The sequence below is a fragment of the Streptomyces sp. CBMA291 genome (genome assembly GCF_014596525.1).
In the GTDB taxonomy this organism is placed as follows: Bacteria; Actinomycetota; Actinomycetes; order Streptomycetales; family Streptomycetaceae; genus Streptomyces.
In genome coordinates this window covers 68463-85663 of the sequence record NZ_MSJP01000083.1, presented here as the reverse complement: position 1 = coordinate 85663, position 17201 = coordinate 68463, and the positions used below count along the sequence as shown (strand labels likewise).

The following is a 17201-nucleotide window of genomic DNA, read 5'->3' as shown; positions in this document are numbered from 1 at the left end:
CGGCGGACCACCGTATCGGCCGCCACTATTCCGGAGGTTGCGAGACCCATGACTCTGATGAGTTCCCAGAGGCGCCGCATCGCGGCGGGCGCGCTGCTCGCGGCGGCCACGATGGTCGTCACCACCGCCTGCGGCGGCGGCGGTGACAACGGCGGCGGCGAGAAGGGCAAGGGCGGCGCGCCCGGCTTCAACGCCGGTGTGAACAAGATCGCCAACCCCTCCGACAAGAAGGGCGGCGAGCTGAAGTTCATCGGCTCGCAGGAGGCCGACAACTGGGACCCGCAGCGCGGCTACTACGGCTTCGTGTGGGACTTCGCCCGCTACTACACGCGTCAGCTCGTCACCTTCAAGGCCGAGCCCGGCACCGCCTCCACCGAGCTGGTCCCCGACCTCGCCACCGACACCGGCAAGGTCTCGGCCGACGGCCTCTCCTACACCTTCACCCTGAAGGACGGGGTGACCTGGGAGGACGGCAAGCCGATCACCTCCAAGGACATCAAGTACGGCATCGAGCGCATCTGGGCCCAGGACGTCATCTCCGGCGGCCCGATCTACCTCCAGCAGGTCCTGGACCCCAAGGGCGACTACAAGGGCCCGTACAAGGACACCGCCGCGGACAAGCTCGGCCTCAAGGCGATCGAGACCCCGGACGACAAGACCATCGTCTTCAAGCTGCCGGTCGCCAACGGCGACTTCCTCCAGATGCTGGCCATGCCCTCCGCCTCCCCGGTCCGCCAGGACAAGGACACCAAGGCCCGCTACGGCCTGAAGCCCTTCTCCTCCGGCCCGTACAAGTGGGAGTCGTACACCCCCAACAAGTCCATCAAGCTGGTCCGCAACGACAAGTGGGACGCCAAGTCGGACACCGTCCGCAAGGCCCTGCCGGACAAGATCAGCGTCACGTTCACCACGAACGCCGACGACATGGACAACCGTCTGGTCGAGGGCGAGTACGACCTCGACATCAACGCGACGGGCGTCGGCGCCTCCGCCCGGCAGAAGGTGCTCCAGCAGCACAAGGGCAACGTCGACAACCCGCAGACGGGCTTCATCCGTTACGCGGTCTTCCCGCAGACGGTCATCCCCAACATCGAGTGCCGCAAGGCCATCATCTACGCGGCCGACTCCAAGTCGCTCCAGACCGCCCGGGGCGGCCCGCAGGCCGGTGGCGACATCGCCTCCAACATGCTGCCGCCGGCGATCAAGGGCGCCGACCCGCAGGCCGACCCGTACGGCAAGCTCGGCGGCGCGCCGGACGTGGCCAAGGCCAAGGACGCGCTCAAGAAGTGCGGCAAGCCGAACGGCTTCAAGACCACGATCGCGGTCCGCAACAACAAGAAGATCGAGATCGCGACCGCCGAGTCCCTCCAGCAGTCGCTGAAGGCCGTCGGCATCGACGCCCAGATCGACCAGTTCGACGGCGCCCAGACCTCCGGCATCATCGGTTCGCCGAAGGTGGTCAAGGACAAGGGCTACGGCATCATCATCATGGGCTGGGGCGCCGACTTCCCGACCGGTCAGGGCTTCCTCCAGCCGCTGGTCGACGGTCGCTTCATCCTCCAGAGCGGCAACAATAACTTCGCCGAGCTGAACGACCCGGCCGTCAACGGCCTGTTCGACCAGGCGCTGAAGGAGACCGACCCGGCCAAGGCCGGCGACCTCTACAAGCAGATCAACACGAAGGTCTCGGAGGCCGCGGTCTACCTGCCCTTCACCCACGAGAAGAACATCATCTGGCGCAGCTCCCGGCTGACCAACGTCTACACGGCCGACGCCTACAACGGCCGTTACGACTACGCGTCGCTCGGCGTCGTCAAGTAATCCGACCCGCTTCACCGGCGCACCACCCGCCGCCAGGTCCGAAGGGCAGGTGATGGCCGAGGGTGGCGGCCGGGGACCCCAGCGGGTTCCCCGGCCGCCGACCGGCCGACCGCATGCTTGCATACATAGTCCGACGACTCTTCGCGGTCGTCGTGATGCTGCTCGTCGTCACCCTGGTGACGCTCAGCATCTTCTTCCTCATCCCCAAGATGACCGGCAGCGACCCTGCCGCGATGTTCGTCGGCAAGCAGGCGGATCCGGCTTCCATCGAGGCCGTCCGGCAGAAGCTGGGCCTGGACGAGCCGCTACTGGTGCAGTTCTGGCACTTCGTCTCCGGCATCTTCGTCGGCCGGGACTACACCGGCGGCGGCGACACCATCCACTGCGCGGCGCCCTGCTTCGGCTACTCGTTCCGCAGCGAGCAGGACGTCTCGTCGATGCTCGTCGACGCCTTCCCCGTGACCCTCTCCATGGTCATCGGCGCCGCCGTGCTCTGGCTGCTGATCGGCGTCACCGCGGGCGTCGTCTCCGCGCTCAAGCGGGGCACGATCGTCGACCGCGCGGCGATGATCACCGCCCTCGCCGGCGTCTCGCTGCCGATCTTCTTCACCGCCATGCTGGCGATGCTGGTCTTCCGTACCCACCTGGGCTGGCTGGACGCCTCGTACGTGCCGATCTCCGAGTCCTTCGGCGGCTGGCTCGGCGGACTGCTGCTGCCCTGGGTGACCCTCGCCTTCCTGTACGCCGCCATGTACGCGCGGCTCACCCGCGCCACCATGCTGGAGGTCCTCGGCGAGGACTACATCCGCACCGCGCGGGCCAAGGGCCTGCCGGAGTCGGTCGTGCTCGGCAAGCACGCCATGCGCTCCACCATGACCCCCATCCTGACCATCTTCGGCATGGACCTCGGCGCCCTCGTCGGCGGCGCGATCCTGACCGAGACCGCGTTCAGCCTCCACGGCCTCGGCGCCCTGGCCATCCGGGGCGTGAGCGAGCGCGACCTGCCGCTGATCCTGGCCGTCACGCTCATCACCGCGACCTGTGTCGTCATCGCCAACCTCATCGTGGACCTGCTGTACGCCGTGATCGACCCCCGAGTGAGGCTCGCATGACGGACAAGCTGACGAAGACGGGCGCGGCCGTGGGAGAGCCGGTCGCCTCCGGGCCGTCCGAGGCCTTCCTCGACGTACGCGACCTGAAGATCCACTTCCCGACCGACGACGGTCTGGTCAAGTCGGTCGACGGCCTCAGCTTCCAGCTGGAGAAGGGCAAGACCCTCGGCATCGTGGGCGAGTCCGGCTCCGGCAAGTCGGTCACCTCGCTCGGCATCATGGGCCTGCACACCGTCGGCCAGTACGGGCGCCAGAAGGCCCGCATCTCCGGCGAGATCTGGCTGAACGGGCGCGAGCTGCTCTCGGCCGACCCCGACGAGGTGCGCCGGTTGCGCGGCCGCGAGATGGCGATGATCTTCCAGGACCCGCTGTCCGCGATGCACCCCTACTACACGGTCGGCCACCAGATCGTGGAGGCGTACCGCGTCCACCACGACGTCGACAAGAAGACCGCGCGCAAGCGGGCCGTCGAACTCCTCGACCGGGTCGGCATCCCCGAGCCCGCCAAGCGGTTCGACAACTACCCGCACGAGTTCTCCGGCGGCATGCGCCAGCGCGCGATGATCGCCATGGCGCTCGTCAACAACCCCGCGCTGCTCATCGCCGACGAGCCGACCACCGCCCTCGACGTGACGGTGCAGGCCCAGATCCTCGACCTGATGCGGGACCTCCAGAAGGAGTTCGGCTCGGCGGTCGTCATCATCACCCACGACCTCGGCGTCGTCGCCGAACTCGCCGACGACATCCTCGTGATGTACGGCGGGCGGTGCGTCGAGCGCGGACCGGCCGAGTCCGTCTTCTACGAGCCCCAGCACCCCTACACCTGGGGGCTGCTCGGCTCCATGCCGAGGATCGACCGCGAGCAGACCGAGCGGCTGATTCCGGTCAAGGGCAACCCGCCCAGCCTGATCAACATCCCGAGCGGCTGCGCCTTCAACCCCCGCTGCCCGTACGCGGACCTCCCCAAGGGCGGCGTCACGCGCACCCAGCGGCCGGAGCTGGCCCTCGCCGGCGAGCGGCACTACTCGGCCTGCCATCTGCCGCAGGAGGAGCGGACCCGTATCTGGACCGAAGAGATTGCGCCGAAACTGTGAGCGAGACCATGGAACCCCTCCTCAAGGTCACCGGCCTGAAGAAGCACTTCCCCATCAAGAAGGGGCTGCTTCAGCGCCAGTCCGGTGCGGTCAAGGCGGTCGACGGGCTGGACTTCGAGGTCCTGCCCGGCGAGACGCTCGGTGTCGTCGGCGAGTCCGGCTGCGGCAAGTCGACGATGGGCCGGCTCATCACCCGGCTCCTCGAACCGACCGAGGGCACGGTCGAGTTCCAGGGCAAGGACATCTCCCACCTCGGCATCTCGGGCATGCGCCCGTTCCGCCGGGACATCCAGATGATCTTCCAGGACCCGTACGGCTCGCTCAACCCGCGCCACACGGTCGGCTCGATCGTCTCGGCGCCCTTCAAGCTCCAGGGCGTGGAGCCGGAGGGCGGTGTGAAGCAGGAGGTCCAGCGGCTCCTCGGCCTGGTGGGCCTCAACCCCGAGCACTACAACCGCTACCCGCACGAGTTCTCCGGCGGTCAGCGCCAGCGCATCGGCATCGCCCGCGCGCTCGCCCTCAAGCCGAAGCTGGTCGTCGCGGACGAGCCGGTCTCCGCCCTTGACGTCTCCATCCAGGCGCAGGTGGTCAACCTCCTGGACGACCTCCAGCGGGAACTGGGCCTCACGTACGTGATCATCGCCCACGACCTGTCGGTCATCCGGCACGTCTCGGACCGCATCGCCGTCATGTACCTCGGCAAGATCGTCGAGCTGGCGGACCGCAAGTCCCTGTACGAGAACCCGATGCACCCGTACACCCGGGCCCTGATGTCGGCGGTGCCGATTCCGGACCCGCGCCGCCGGGGCGCCAAGAGCGACCGCATCCTGCTCACCGGTGACGTCCCGTCGCCGATCGCCCCGCCGCCGGGCTGCCGCTTCCACACCCGCTGCTGGAAGGCGACGGAACTGTGCAAGACCCAGGAGCCGCCGCTCCTGGAACTGCGCCCGGGGCAGCGGGTGGCGTGCCACCACCCGGAGAACACGGGCGACCCGGCCGCCGTGACGGTGCCGGGGGCGCGGGAGTCGGTGGAGATCACGACGGCGCCCGAGGCGAGCCCCGGGGACACGGGTGTCTCCGCCGAGGCCGACCGGGCGCCCTCCGAGGACGCCGAGGCGCCGGCCGGGCCCGACGGGACCTCCGCCGAGGAGACCGAGGCGCCTTCCGGGGGCACCGGGAAGTCCTCCGGAGAGACCGGGAAGGCCGGTCCGTCCGAGGACTGAGGGCCGAAGCCTGAGGACCGAAGCCCGAGGGCCGAGGACCGGAACGGGAAGGCCCCCGGCGCCGTACGCGCGGCGCCGGGGGCCTTCGCGTGCCCGGGGAGTCCCGTACGGACCCTTCCCGGACAACCGGCACAATTGGCCGGTGCTCCACGACCTGTTCACCCCCTCCGTCCAGCACACGCTGGATCTCATCGGGATCTTCGTCTTCGCGATCTCCGGTGCCCTGCTCGCCGTCCGGAAGAACTTCGACGTCTTCGGGATGGCGGTCCTCGCCGAGGTCACCGCGCTCGGCGGCGGTCTCTTCCGCGATCTGGTGATCGGCGCCGTGCCCCCGGCCGCCTTCACGGACCTCGGCTACTTCCTCATGCCCCTGGTCGCCTCGGTGCTGGTCTTCTTCCTGCACCCGGAGGTCGAGCGGACCCAGACCGCCGTCAACGTCTTCGACGCGGCGGGACTCGGCCTCTTCTGCGTGACCGGGACGACGAAGGCGTACGACTACGGGCTCGGCCTCACCTCCTCGGCGGTCCTCGGTCTCGCGACGGGCGTCGGTGGCGGCGTCCTGCGGGACATCCTGGCGAACGAGGTGCCGTCGCTGCTGCGCTGGGACCGGGACCTGTACGCCGTGCCCGCCATGGTCGGGGCCGGGATGGTCGCGCTCTGCATCCGCTTCGACACCCTCAACGCCTTCACCAGCGGGGCGGCCGTGCTCACGGCCTTCGTCCTGCGGCTGCTCGCGATGCGCTATCACTGGCGTGCGCCCCGCGCCTGGAACAGGCGTTCCTCCGCCCGCGAGGAACCGGAAAAAGCTACCGCTCAGTAGCTCGCTGCGGTACCGTCGGAAGCATGACCACGAGCACCGAGTCGAGCGCCACCGGGACGGCCGCGGCGAGCGAGTTCGACCGCGACACCGCCGTCACCCCGCGGGAACCCGGCGTCTACGACGCGCACCTCTCCGCCGGCTGGACGATCATCAACGCCGTGAACGGCGGCTATCTGCTCGCGCTGCTCGGCCGCGCGCTCGGCGACCACCTGCCGCACCCGGACCCCTTCACGATCTCGGCGCACTACCTGACGCCGTCCGTGCCCGGCCCCGCCGTGATCAGGACCGAGACGGTCCGCACCGGCCGGACGCTCTCCACCGGTCAGGCCTCCCTCTTCCAGTACGCCGAGGACGGCACCGAGGTCGAGCGCATCCGGGTCCTCGCCTCCTACGGCGACCTGGACGCGCTCTCCGACGACGTCCGCACCAGCGCGAACCCGCCGGAGATCGCCCCCATCGAGCGCTGCTTCAGCGCCTCCGACGGCCCGACCCCGCAGATCCCCGGCTCCTCGGCGATCACCGAGCGGCTCGACATCCGCCTCGACCCCGCCTGCGTCGGCTGGGCGGTCGGCGCGCCCTCGGGCAAGGGCGAGATGCGGGCCTGGTTCGGTCTCGCGGACGGCCACGAGCCGGACCCGCTCTCGCTGCTCCTGACGGTCGACGCGCTGCCGCCGACCGCCTTCGAGCTGGGCCTCCAGGGCTGGACGCCCACGGTCGAACTGACCACCCACATCCGCTGCCGCCCGGCCCCGGGCCCGCTGCGGGTTTCCATCACCACCCGCAACCTGGCCGGCGGCTTCCTGGAGGAGGACGCCGAAGTCTGGGACACGGCGAACCGACTGGTGGCCCAGTCCCGCCAACTGGCCCGCGCACCCCGAGGCTGACGGCCCCCCGTCAGGGGCGTACGGCAGGGCCCCCCGGCGTGAACCGGACACCCCCACCGGACCACCGGCGGGGGTGTAAACCGGCCACCCGCCGGGGGCACGGGCCGGGGCTCGTAGAATCGGGGGACCATGGCTTACCTCGACCACGCCGCGACCACGCCGATGCTGCCCGAGGCGATCGAGGCGATGACCGCCCAGCTCGCCGTCACGGGCAACGCCTCCTCCCTGCACGCCTCCGGCCGACGCGCCCGGCGGACCGTCGAGGAGGGGCGCGAGACGCTCGCCGCCGCGCTCGGCGCCCGGCCCAGCGAGGTCGTCCTCACCTCCGGCGGCACCGAGGCCGACAACCTCGCCGTGAAGGGCCTCTACTGGTCCCGCCGCGCCGCCGACCCGCGCCGTACCCGCGTCCTGTCCAGCCCGGTGGAGCACCACGCCGTGCTCGACGCGGTCGACTGGCTCGCCACCCACGAGGGCGCCGAGGTCGAGTACCTGCCGGTGGACCGCTACGGCCGGGTGCACCCCGAGGCCCTGCGCGAGGCGATCGCCCGGGACCCCGGATCCGTCGCCCTCGCCACCGTCATGTGGGCGAACAACGAGATCGGCACCGTCATGCCGGTCCGCGAGCTGGCGGACGTCGCCGCCGAATTCGGCGTCCCGCTGCACGCCGACGCCGTCCAGGCGGTCGGGCAGGTCGAGGTCGACTTCGCCGCCTCGGGCCTCGCCGCCATGACCGTCTCCGGCCACAAGGTAGGCGGCCCCTACGGCATCGGCGCCCTGCTCCTGGGGCGCGAGTACACCCCCGTGCCCGTGCTGCACGGCGGCGGCCAGGAGCGGCACGTCCGCTCCGGCACGCTCGACGTGCCCGCCGTCGCCGCCTTCGCCGTCGCCGCGCGGCTCGCCACCGAGCGGCGCGAGGAGTTCGCCCGCGAGGTCGGGGCGCTGCGCGACGCGCTCGTCACCGCCGTCCACACGGTCGTGCCCGACGCGATCCTCGGCGGCGACCCGGCCGGCCGGCTCCCCGCCAACGCCCACTTCACCTTCCCCGGCTGCGAGGGCGACTCGCTGCTCCTGCTGCTCGACGCGGCCGGTATCGCCTGCTCCACCGGCTCCGCCTGCACCGCCGGGATCGCCCAGCCCAGCCATGTCCTCCTCGCCACCGGCACCGATCCGGACCTGGCCCGGGGCACCCTGCGCTTCTCGCTCGGCCACACCTCCACCCCGGAGGACGTCCAGGCGGTCGCGGACGCGATCGGCCCGGCGGTGGAGCGGGCACGCACGGCGGGCCTCAGCTGAGGGATACGGCGGGCCTTGGCTGAGCGATACGGCGGGTCCTGAGCGATACGGCTGGTTCCGGCCGGGCGGCACCGAGGGTTCTGGCCGGGCGATACGGCTGGTTCCGGCCGAGCGGCACCGAGGGTTCTGGCCGGGCGATACGGCGGGGTTCAGGCGGGCGTCGGGGAGCCGTCGGCGGGTTTCCGGGCGGCGGCGGCGGTCGCCTCCCGGACCAGCTTCATGTAGCGGTCCCAGTCCCAGTGCGGCCCGGGATCGGTGTGGTCGGTGCCCTGGACCTCCACATGTCCGATGATGTGCTCGCGGTCCACGGGTATCCGGTAGCGCGCGCAGATGTCGGCCGTCAACGCCGCCGACCCCGCGTACATCGCCGGAGTGAAGTCCTGCGGCCGATGGACCCAGCCCTCGTGCTCGATGCCGATGCTCCGCTCGTTCATGGCCCGGTTGCCCGCGTGGAAGGCGACGTCCAGCTCCCGGATCATCTGCGCCACGTGCCCGTCCTTGCGGACGACGTAGTGCGCGGCGGCCCCGTGCCCCGGGTTCTGGAAGACCCGCAGCGCTGCCGCGTAGCTGCCCTGCACGACATGGATCACGACCCGGTCGATCGCGTAGTCGTCCGGCCGGTCGGCCCACCGCCAGTTCGCCCGCGCCGCCGAGGTCCACTCGGCGCCCGCGTGGTCGATCTCGCCCTCGACCCGTTTGCGCCGCATGCCCGGCAGCCCCCGCCAGGCGTCCGCCAGCCCTTCCCGGGCCAGCACCCCCGCGCCGAGCACGGCGGCCCCGCCCCCGAGCAGCACCGCTCGCCGCCCCACCCGCCGGTTCGAACCGGTCGAACCCTCGTTCGTCTTGCTCCCCATGCCATCCAGAACGCTCACCACCGCGATCCCGGTTCCCGCCGCCCCGTACCCTGGAGGGGTTATGACTCAGACTCCGCGCCCCCTCCGTGTCCTCGCCGCCATGTCGGGCGGAGTGGACTCCGCCGTCGCCGCCGCCCGCGCCGCCGAAGCCGGCCACGACGTGACCGGTGTGCACCTCGCCCTCTCCGCGAACCCGCAGTCCTTCCGTACGGGCGCGCGGGGCTGTTGCACGATCGAGGACTCGCGTGACGCGCGCCGGGCGGCCGACGTCATCGGCATCCCGTTCTACGTGTGGGACCTCGCCGAACGGTTCCGCGAGGACGTCGTCGAGGACTTCGTCGCCGAGTACGAGGCGGGCCGCACGCCCAACCCGTGCCTGCGCTGCAACGAGAAGATCAAGTTCGCGGCGCTCCTCGACAAGGCCCTGGCCCTCGGCTTCGACGCGGTCTGCACCGGCCACTACGCCACCGTCGTCCTGAACGAGGACGGCACCCGCGAGCTGCACCGCGCCTCCGACATGGCCAAGGACCAGTCGTACGTGCTCGGCGTCCTCGACGAGAAGCAGCTCGCGCACGCGATGTTCCCGCTGGGCGACACGCTCACCACCAAGGACGAGATCCGGGCGGAGGCCGAGCGGCGCGGGCTCGCGGTCGCGAAGAAGCCCGACAGCCACGACATCTGCTTCATCGCCGACGGCGACACCCAGGGCTTCCTGGCGGCCCGGCTCGGCCGCGCCGAGGGCGACATCGTCGACGAGGCGGGCACCACGATCGGCACCCACGAGGGCGCGTACGGCTTCACGATCGGCCAGCGCAAGGGCCTGCGGATCGGCCACCCGGCCGCCGACGGCAAGCCCCGCTACGTCCTCGACATCTCCCCGGTGGACAACACGGTGACCGTCGGCCCGGCCGAAGCGCTCGACGTCACGGCACTGACCGCGATCAAGCCCCGCTGGTGCGGCACCGCCCCCGCCGGTCCCGGCCGCTACACGGCCCAGCTGCGCGCCCACGGCGGCGAGACACCGGTGAGCGCGGCGATGGAGGACGGCGAGCTGAAGGTCTCCTTCGACGAGCCCGTCCGAGGCGTGGCCCCCGGCCAGGCGATCGTCCTGTACGACGGCACCCGCGTGGTCGGCTCGGCGACGATCGCGTCGACGGTCCGCCGTACGGCGACGGCGACGGTCTGAACCGACTGAACCGACCGGACCGGTCCCTGGACGACGGCTGCCCGACGGCTTCCCCGGAGGCCGTCACCCGCGCCGAGCCCGTCCGCCGGGAGGGGGCGGACACTCGCAGTGCCCGTCACTTGCGCCGGTCTCGTCCCGCGCGGGGCAGGCACTCGCAGTGCCCGTCACTCGCGCCCGGTCCCGTCCGCCCGGTCCCGTCCGCGCGCCGCGCGGCACGCGGCACGCGTCCGGCGGTGGCCCCACCGGCCACCGTCCGGTACCCGCACCGCTCACACCGCCCCCGCGAACTCCCGCTCCTCGTCGAGGAAGGCCGCCAGGACCGGGGCCAGGACGTGCGGGGCCACCTCGTGGGTCTGCCCGGTGAGGGTGCGGTGCCGGGCCCGGGGGAGTGCCGTCGTCAGCGCGCGGGCCGCCCGGCGGGTGCCCGCCGGGCTCGCGCCCCCGTCGACCACCAGCACGCGCGCGTGGACCCCCCCGTACAGACGCTCCGGTACCGTCCCTCCGCCCAGCACGGCGAGGTCGTACGCGAGAGTCGGCGCGAGTCCGGCCGGACCGGGCCGGGCGGCGGCGGCGGGTAACGGCGAGTCCGCCAGGAACAGCGCCACGGCCTCCTCGTTCCGCCCCCGCACCGCCAGCTCCGCCGCACCGGCGAGCCGCTCGGCCGCCGCCGGGTGGAACGGCGGCTCGAACACCGACACCGTTCCGACGGGCAGCCCGGCGGCGACCGCCGCGAGGGCGAGCACACCGCCCGTCCCCACCCCGTGCAGCGCCGGCCAGGGCCCCGCGTCCCCGAGGACCGCCGCCAGATCCTCGATCTCCCGCTCCACCGCGTACGGACCGGCCCCGGCGCCGCTGTCGCCGCGCCCCCTGCGGTCGTACGCCACGACGGAGAACCCCCGGGCGAGGAGCCCGGCGAGCGGCCGTTCACCGGCGGCGGTGCCCAGGGCCCCGCTCACCAGGACGACCGGCGGCCCGTCCCCCTGCCTCTCGTACGCGATCGGTGTGCCGTCCCGTGACACCACCCGGCCCCGGAACCTCTTCGGCGTCTTGCTCAGCTCGTCCATGGGAGGGGAGACCGGGCGGCTCACCGGAACTCATCGCCGTCCGGCGGGAATTCCCGGAAAATCTTGGGACCGGCTGGTCAGGGCATACGGTGAAGCCATGAACATCTGTGTCTTCCTCTCCGCCGCCGATCTCGACGAGCGCTACACGGCCCCCGCCCGGGACTTCGCCCGGCTCCTCGGCAAGGGAGGGCACACCCTGGTCTGGGGCGGCTCCGACACCGGTCTGATGAAGGTCGTCGCGGACGGCGTGGCGGAGACGGGCGGCCGGCTCGTCGGCGTCTCCGTCGACTTCCTCGCCCACAAGGCGCGCCCGGGAGCCGACGAGATGGTCGTCGCCGGGGACCTCGCCGAGCGCAAGGCCCTCCTGCTCGCCAAGTCCGACGCCGTCGTGATCATGGTCGGCGGCACCGGCACCCTCGACGAGGCCACCGAGATCCTGGAACTGAAGAAGCACGGCAAGCACCGCAAGCCCGTCGTCCTGCTCAACACGGACGGCTTCTACGACGGCCTCAAGGCACAGTTCCGGCGCATGGAGGACGAGGGCTTCCTCCCCATACCCCTCACGGACCTGGTCTTCTTCGCGGAGGACGGCCCGGCGGCCCTCGCCTACCTGGAGGAGGGCTCTGGGCTCCGCTGATGGGACGATGACTCCCATGGCTACACATGTGATCACCGGAGCCGGTTCCGGCATCGGCGCGGCCGTCGCGCGCCGCCTCCACGCGCGCGGGGACCAGCTCGTCCTGCACGCGCGCGACGCGGGGCGCGCCAGGGAACTCGCCGCCGGGTTCCCCGGCGCGCACACGCTCGTCGGGGACCTCGCCGACCCGGACCGGCTCTCCTGGGCGTTCTCGCACCAGAGCCTGCCCGACCGGGTGGACAGCCTGCTGCACATCGCGGGCGTCGTCGACCTCGGCGCGGTCGGCGACCTCACCCCGAAGACCTGGCACCGCCAGCTCAACGTCAACCTGGTGGCCCCCGCCGAGCTGACCCGGCACTTCCTGCCGCAGCTGCGTCTCTCCCAGGGCCACGTCGTCTTCGTGAACTCCGGCGCCGGGCTCAACGCGCACGCCGAGTGGGGCGCGTACGCCGCCTCCAAGCACGGCCTCAAGGCCCTCGCGGACGCCCTGCGGCACGAGGAGCACGCCCACGGCGTCCGGGTCACCTCCGTCTACCCGGGCCGCACCGCCAGCCCCATGCAGGCGAAGATCCACGCCCAGGAGGGCAGGGAGTACGACTCCGCGAAGTGGATCGACCCCGAGTCGATCGCCACGGCGATCCTCACGGCGATCGACCTCCCGCGCGACGCGGAGATCAACGACCTCACCGTCCGCCCGGGGCGGTAGACGTGAGCGACACGAACCCGTGGGGGCCCGCCACCGGCGTCGGTTCCCTGCCCGGCGGCGATGCCCGCGAGGCGGCGAAGACCGTCACCGGCTCCTTCGAGGACTTCCCCTTCCTCGCCGAACTGCCCGCCCGGGGACCCGGCGCCGACATGATCGGCCGCACCACCGGAATGCTCGTCGACCTCTACGCGCGCGTGGAGCCGTCCGGCTGGCGGATCGGCGACCGGCCCGGCCGCGACACCAAGCGGGCCCGCTCCTGGCTCGGCGAGGACCTCGACGCCCTGGAGGAGTTCACCCAGGGCTACGAAGGCCCGCTCAAGGTGCAGGCGGTCGGCCCCTGGACGCTCGCCGCCGCCCTGGAACTGCGCGGCGGCGAGGCCGCACTCGGCGACCCGGGCGCCTGCCGGGACCTGGCGGGCTCCCTCGCCGAAGGGCTCCGCGCCCACCTCGCGGAGCTGCGCCGGCGCGTCCCCGGAGCCCGGCTCGTCCTCCAGCTCGACGAACCCTCGCTCACCGCCGTACTGCGCGGGCAGATCCGTACGGCGAGCGGCTACCGCACCCACCGGGCGGTGGACCGGCAGCTCGTCGAGGGCACCCTGCGCGAGGTCCTCGCGGTCCACGACGGGCCGGTCGTCGTCCACTCCTGCGCCCCCGACGTGCCGTTCGCCCTGCTGCGCCGGGCCGGAGCCACCGGCGTGTCGTTCGATTTCAGCCTCCTCACCGAACGTGACGAGGAGACGATCGGGGAGGCCGTCGAGGCCGGGACCACGCTCTTCGCCGGTGTGGTGCCGTCCACCGACAGCCCGTTGTCGGACCCGGGCGGTAGCGTCATGGGTGTCAGGACGCTGTGGCGCAGGCTGGGGCTGAATCCGGGGACTCTCGCCGAGTCCGTGGTCGTCACGCCCGCCTGCGGGCTCGCGGGCGCTTCGCCGGCCTACGCGCGGGCGGCCCTCGCCCATTGCGTCCGGGCGGCGAGATCGCTCGCGGACAACCCAGAGTGACCGGGTTCAGAAGTACGGGAGGACGGACGAAGGTGACAGTCGAACAGGGGGCCCTGCCCGCCGAGGCACGGGAGAAGCACGCCGAGCTGGCCGAGCAGGTCGAGGAGCACCGCTTCCGGTACTACGTGAAGGACCAGCCCGTCATCAGCGACGGCGAGTTCGACCGGCTCCTGCGCGCCCTGGAGGCGCTGGAGGAGGAGTACCCGGAGCTGCGCACGCCCGATTCGCCGACCCAGAAGGTCGCCGGGCAGTACGAGACGGAGTTCACCGCCGTAGAGCACCGGGAGCGGATGCTCTCCCTGGACAACGCCTTCGACGACGAGGAGCTGGCGACCTGGGCCGAGCGGGTCGCCCGGGACGTCGGCACGCCCGACTTCCACTATCTGTGCGAGCTGAAGGTCGACGGGCTCGCGGTCAACCTCACGTACGAGCACGGGCGGCTGACCCGGGCGGCGACCCGGGGCGACGGACGCACCGGCGAGGACATCACGCCCAACGTCCGGACGATCGCCGACATCCCGGAGCGGCTGCACGGCGACCGGGTGCCGGATCTGGTGGAGATCCGCGGCGAGGTCTACTTCCCGATGGAAGCCTTCGAGGGGCTCAACGCGCGTCTGGTCGAGGCGGGTGACAAGCCCTTCGCCAATCCGCGCAACGCGGCGGCGGGCTCGCTCCGCCAGAAGGACCCCAAGGTCACCGCCACCCGCCCGCTGCGCATGGTGGTGCACGGCATCGGCGCCCGCGAGGGCTTCGCCATCGACTGCCTCTCGCACGCGTACGAGCTGCTGCGCGGCTGGGGACTGCCCACCGCCCGGCACAACAAGGTGGTCGGCACGCTCGACGAGGTGCGGGAGTTCATCGCCTACTTCGGCGAGAACCGGCACTCCGTGGAGCACGAGATCGACGGCGTCGTCGTGAAGCTCGACGAGATCCCGCTCCAGGGACGCCTCGGCTCCACCGCGCGCGCCCCGCGCTGGGCGATCGCCTGGAAGTACGCGCCGGAGGAGGTCAACACCAAGCTGATCGACATCAAGGTCGGCGTCGGCAGGACCGGGCGGGTCACCCCGTACGCGCAGGTGGAGCCGGTGACCGTGGCCGGTTCCGAGGTCGAGTTCGCCACCCTCCACAACCAGGAGGTGGTCAAGGCCAAGGGCGTGCTGATCGGCGACACGGTCGTGCTGCGCAAGGCGGGTGACGTCATCCCGGAGATCCTCGGGCCGGTCGCCGACCTGCGGGACGGCAGCGAGCGCGAGTTCGTGATGCCGGAGCTGTGCCCGGAGTGCGGGGCGCGGCTCCAGGCGATGAAGGAGGGCGACATCGACCTCCGCTGCCCGAACGGCCGGACGTGCCCGGCGCAGCTGCGGGAGCGGCTGTTCTTCCTCGCCGGACGGCAGTGCCTGGACATCGAGAACTTCGGCGCGGTGGCGGCGGCGGCGCTGACCCGCCCGCTGGAGCCCGCCGAGCCGCCGCTGGCCGACGAGGGCGACCTCTTCGACCTGACGATCGAGCAGCTGCTGCCGATCAAGGCGTACGTCCTCGACCCGGACAGCGGGCTGCCCAAGCGGGACCCGAAGACCGGCGAGGAGAAGATCGTCACGGTCTTCGCCAACCAGAAGGGCGAGCCGAAGAAGAACGCCCTGGCGATGCTGAAGAACATCGAGGACGCCAAGAAGCGCCCGCTCGCCCGCTTCCTCAACGGGCTCTCCATCCGGCATGTGGGACCGGTCGCCGCCGAGGCGCTGGCCCGCGAGTTCCGCTCCCTGGACCGGATCGAGCAGGCGAGCGAGGAGGAGCTTGCGGCCGTCGACGGGGTCGGCGGGATCATCGCGGCGGCGGTGAAGCAGTGGTTCGCCGAGGAGTGGCACCGCGAGATCGTGCGCAAGTGGCGGGCCGCCGGAATCGCCCTGGAGGACGAGGGCGCCGGGGAGGACGAGGGCCCGCGTCCGCTGGAGGGGCTCACGGTCGTGGTGACCGGCACTCTGGAGAACTTCACCAGGGATGGCGCAAAAGAATCGCTCCAGGGCCTGGGAGCGAAGGTGACCGGTTCCGTTTCGAAGAAGACCGCCTTTGTAGTGGTCGGTGAAAACCCTGGTTCGAAGTACGACAAGGCGATGCAGCTGAAGGTTCCGGTTCTGGACGAGAACGGGTTCACGATTCTGCTCGAACAAGGGCCCGAGGCGGCTCGGGAGGCCGCGCAGCCCGTCCCCGAGTAGCGCCCGCCAGGGGCCCCGCGAGGCCGACGAAGGCCACCCGTCCGACGCATATCAGATCGTTACGGGTGGCCCGGCCGCATTCGGGCAAGAGAGGGAGAGCGCTGCCCGTCGGAGCCCTCGGCGGCCTAGTCTGGTGACCGTGCGTCCGTCCGCACGGCCATGCGAGGGCTCCGCCGTCCGTGGTGCCTGGACATCGGCCCCGTGCCACCAGGATCGGCCACCGCCCGTCGGCGGCCCTCCCCACGGCCGGCCGGACGACGGACGGCCGCCTCACCGCGGCCCATCGCACACCGACGGCACCGCCGCCTGTGAGAGGGACGGGAATGGAACCGACCGACCGCGCCGCCCCGGTGCCACGGACACCCGGGCACACCGTGCCCTCCGGCTTCCAGGACCCCCAGGGTCCCCCGGCGCCCCCGAGCCCCCCGGCGCCCCCGAGCCCCCCAGGCCCCCCGGCGTCCCCGAGCCCTCAGGAACCGTTGGGCCCTCAGGCGCCCCTGGACCCTCAGGACTTCCGGGGTCTCCAAGGTCCCCAGGACCTCCAGGGCTCCCACGGGCTCCAGGCCGTCCAGGGCTCTCCGTGCCCGCAGGGCCCCCATGGCCTTGAGGAGCCTCAGGGTCTCCAGGGCGACCAGGAGCCCCAGAGCCCCCAGAGCTTCTTCAGCCTCCTGGGCCTTCAAGACCCTTCGGCTCCTTCGGCTCCCTCGGCTCCTCAGGCGTCCCGGGGCCTCCCGGGCGCCCAGGGTTCGCCGAGCCCGCAGGACTCCCAAGGCCTTGAGGGAGCGCAGGGGGACCAGGAGCCCCAGAGCTTCTTCAGCCTCCTGGGCCTTCAAGACCCCTCGGCTCCCTCGGCTCCCTCGGCTCCTCGGGCTTCCCGGGGCCTCCCGGGCACCCAAGGTTCGCCGAGCCCGCAGGGCCTCCAGGATGCCCGAGACCTTCACGGGCTTCAGGCGGTCCAGGGTTCTCCGTGCCCGCAGGGCTCCCAGGGGCTTGAGGGGCGCCAGGGCGACCAGGGCCGCGAGGAGCCCCAGAGCCCCCAGAGCTTCTTCAGCCTCCTGGGTCTCCAAGAACCTCAGGCTTCTCAGGGCCTCCAGGACGCCCAAGACCTCCACGGGCTCCAGGCGGTCCAGGGCTCCCCGTGCCCACAGGGCTCCTACGGACTTGAGGGGCGCCAGGACCCTCACGGCCTCCAGGCGGTGGAGGGTTCCCATGGCCTTGAGGAGCCCCAGGACCCCCAGTCTTCCCCGGGCATCCAGGCGTCCCAAGCCCCCCAAGCCCCCCAGTCCTCCCTCG

Annotated in this window: 14 protein-coding genes; 12 read left to right on the top strand and 2 right to left on the bottom strand. The window is 71.9% G+C overall.

Translation table 11 applies throughout. From position 1 onward, the window contains the following. Positions 1–48 precede the first annotated feature (48 nt). From BU197_RS20070 to BU197_RS20040, 7 genes are all read left to right on the top strand, one after another. Positions 49–1821, top strand: a complete 1773-nt coding sequence (locus tag BU197_RS20070) for an ABC transporter substrate-binding protein (protein ID WP_188269659.1) — start codon at positions 49–51, stop codon at positions 1819–1821. A gap of 113 nt (positions 1822–1934) precedes the next feature. Then, entirely contained in the window at positions 1935–2933 is a 999-nt protein-coding gene (locus tag BU197_RS20065) for an ABC transporter permease (RefSeq protein ID WP_188269658.1), read from the top strand. Beyond that, positions 2930–4027, top strand: coding sequence for an ABC transporter ATP-binding protein (locus BU197_RS20060; protein WP_188269657.1), 1098 nt, complete (start codon positions 2930–2932; stop codon positions 4025–4027). The genes BU197_RS20065 and BU197_RS20060 overlap by 4 nt, the downstream gene beginning before the upstream one ends. An 8-nt stretch (positions 4028–4035) precedes the next feature. Then, a complete protein-coding gene (locus BU197_RS20055; RefSeq protein WP_188269769.1) occupies positions 4036–5250 on the top strand; it encodes an ABC transporter ATP-binding protein in 1215 nt (404 codons plus the stop codon). Between the two features lie 142 nt (positions 5251–5392). Next, the gene (locus BU197_RS20050; protein ID WP_188269656.1) at positions 5393–6070 is read left to right on the top strand and encodes a trimeric intracellular cation channel family protein; all 678 of its coding nucleotides are present in this window, start codon (positions 5393–5395) and stop codon (positions 6068–6070) included. 23 nt (positions 6071–6093) lie between these two features. Beyond that, entirely contained in the window at positions 6094–6954 is an 861-nt protein-coding gene (locus BU197_RS20045; protein ID WP_188269655.1) for a thioesterase family protein, read from the top strand. Between the two features lie 129 nt (positions 6955–7083). After that, a complete protein-coding gene (locus tag BU197_RS20040; protein WP_188269654.1) occupies positions 7084–8247 on the top strand; it encodes a cysteine desulfurase family protein in 1164 nt (387 codons plus the stop codon). A 149-nt stretch (positions 8248–8396) separates the two neighbouring features. Here BU197_RS20040 and BU197_RS20035 read toward each other — a convergent pair whose 3' ends face one another. Next, a complete protein-coding gene (locus tag BU197_RS20035; RefSeq protein WP_188269768.1) occupies positions 8397–9101 on the bottom strand; it encodes an N-acetylmuramoyl-L-alanine amidase in 705 nt (234 codons plus the stop codon). Positions 9102–9162: 61 nt separating this feature from the next. Here BU197_RS20035 and mnmA point away from each other — a divergent pair, with 61 nt between their 5' ends. Beyond that, entirely contained in the window at positions 9163–10287 is a 1125-nt protein-coding gene (gene mnmA, locus BU197_RS20030) for a tRNA 2-thiouridine(34) synthase MnmA (RefSeq protein WP_188269653.1), read from the top strand. 269 nt (positions 10288–10556) lie between these two features. Here the strand turns inward: mnmA and BU197_RS20025 are convergent, their stop codons facing one another. Further along, positions 10557–11351 (bottom strand): alpha/beta fold hydrolase, encoded by a 795-nt coding sequence (locus BU197_RS20025; RefSeq protein ID WP_188269767.1) that lies wholly within the window; start codon positions 11349–11351, stop codon positions 10557–10559. Between the two features lie 97 nt (positions 11352–11448). Between BU197_RS20025 and BU197_RS20020 the strand changes: the two genes are divergently transcribed. From BU197_RS20020 to ligA, 4 genes are read left to right on the top strand one after another with little or no spacing between them, the layout of a single operon-like run. Further along, on the top strand, positions 11449–11988 hold the full coding sequence (locus tag BU197_RS20020; RefSeq protein WP_188269652.1) for a TIGR00730 family Rossman fold protein: 540 nt from the start codon (positions 11449–11451) through the stop codon (positions 11986–11988). Between the two features lie 7 nt (positions 11989–11995). Continuing rightward, on the top strand, positions 11996–12694 hold the full coding sequence (locus BU197_RS20015; protein WP_188269651.1) for an SDR family oxidoreductase: 699 nt from the start codon (positions 11996–11998) through the stop codon (positions 12692–12694). A 2-nt stretch (positions 12695–12696) separates the two neighbouring features. Continuing rightward, complete coding sequence (locus tag BU197_RS20010; RefSeq protein ID WP_188269650.1) at positions 12697–13695, top strand: methionine synthase; 999 nt, start codon at positions 12697–12699, stop codon at positions 13693–13695. A gap of 32 nt (positions 13696–13727) precedes the next feature. Continuing rightward, a complete protein-coding gene (ligA, locus tag BU197_RS20005; protein ID WP_188269649.1) occupies positions 13728–15908 on the top strand; it encodes an NAD-dependent DNA ligase LigA in 2181 nt (726 codons plus the stop codon). Positions 15909–17201 lie beyond the last annotated feature (1293 nt).